The organism is Sulfurimonas sp., from assembly GCF_027056685.1.
Taxonomy (GTDB): Bacteria; Campylobacterota; Campylobacteria; order Campylobacterales; family Sulfurimonadaceae; genus Sulfurimonas.
Genome location: NZ_JALUKE010000033.1, coordinates 1 through 1,602, shown reverse-complemented (window position 1 = coordinate 1,602; position 1,602 = coordinate 1). Strand labels below are relative to the sequence as shown.

The window sequence follows — 1,602 nt, the reverse complement described above, 5'->3', positions numbered from 1 at the left end:
GACCTCTTTTTATTTGATGTCAATGTCGCACACCTAAGTGGTTTTGAACTTTTGCAAAGTCTGCGTGAAAGCGGTGATAAGACACCTACAATCTTCATCACAGCACTCACTGACATTGCTTCACTCTCACACGGCTTTGAAATAGGAGCTGATGACTACATCAAAAAGCCTTTTGATTTTGATGAGCTTTTAGTGCGCATCAATGCACTGCTTCGTAAATCGTACCACAGCTACGACGAAAAAATCAAAGTCGGAGAGTTTTATTTTGCCATAGAAAAAGAGGAACTCTACCGTGAAGATACATTTGTAGCACTCTCACCCTCAGAGCTTAAAATCACAAAGCTGTTCTTTCAAAACCTTGACGCAACTGTGCAAAAAGAGAGACTGCTTGAGTATCTTGGTGATGGCAAAGAGATGAGTGAGGGATCTTTGCGTGTTCACATCAATAAACTGCGAAAAATTGGACTCCCCATCACAACTATAAAAAGAGTAGGATATCGCCTTGCATCATCATGAAAAAACAGCTTTTTTAAAATTTTTCATCACCTACTTTGTGAGCGTGGCACTGCTGATTTTAGCAGCGGGATTTTTCTACTATATTCAAATGAAAAACCATATTTTAAAGGCTGAAGAGTTCTCACTTATAGAGTATGCCCGACATGTTAAACTCCATCTCAATATGAATGAGTACCGTAATGGTATATATACATATAAGTTTGTAACAAGACCAAAAAAACATATAGATATACGCAACTTTACCATTGCAGATAGATATTTTATGAAATATATGCCAACCAAAAAACCATACTACTATCTCCAAATTCTGAAAAAAAAAGATGCTTTTAACAAAAATCTTTTTGAACTAAAAATCAAAATATGGACGCTCCAGTTTTTACTGCTTTTAGTTTTTGCCTTTATTAGCTACAAACTTGCTAACAATGCCCTCAAGCCACTTCAAGAGAGCATCTCGACACTTGATAAGTTCGCAAAAGATCTCATACATGACCTTAACACACCTGTTACTTCCATCAAGCTCAATATGAAACTCCTTGAAAAAAAAGAGGAGTGTGCAGACAATGCAGCACTGCAAAGAGTAAAAAAGAGTGTCGAGACCATTTCAGAACTGCATGAAAACCTAACCATCCTCCTTCAAGAAGAAACCTTCCAACTTGAGCAGGTAAACCTCTGTAAAATCACGCAAGAGATACTCCAAACGCAGCAGCAGATATACCCAAATATTCGCTTCACGCAAGAGTGTTCAAACTTTACAGCCAAGCTCAATGCACACGCCATAAAGCAAATACTCCAAAATATCATCTCAAATGCCTGCAAATACAACACCCAAAACGGATATGTAAAAATCTACACCACAAAAAACAGCCTCAGTATTCAAAACAGCGGACCAAAGATCTTAAATCCAGAGAAGATTTTCGAGCGTTCCTACAGCAGTGACAAACGCAGCAGCGGCATAGGCTTAGACATTGTTAACCGTTTGGCAAGAGCGATGAATATAGAAATAAAAGTTGAATCGGATGATGAGAGTAATACTTTTATTTTGAAGTTTTTATCCTAAAAAATGTTAACTTCCAAAACATATTATCT

The 1,602-nt window shown here is 37.4% G+C and carries 2 protein-coding genes; both read left to right on the top strand.

Annotation, left to right across the window (positions count from 1 at the left end):
* Positions 1-516, top strand: a 516-nt coding sequence (locus MVY38_RS01360) for a response regulator transcription factor (RefSeq protein WP_297482645.1), incomplete at its 5' end; no start/stop codon positions are given.
* Entirely contained in the window at positions 503-1,573 is a 1,071-nt protein-coding gene (locus MVY38_RS01355; RefSeq protein ID WP_297482642.1) for a HAMP domain-containing sensor histidine kinase, read from the top strand. The genes MVY38_RS01360 and MVY38_RS01355, both read left to right, overlap by 14 nt.
* Positions 1,574-1,602 lie beyond the last annotated feature (29 nt).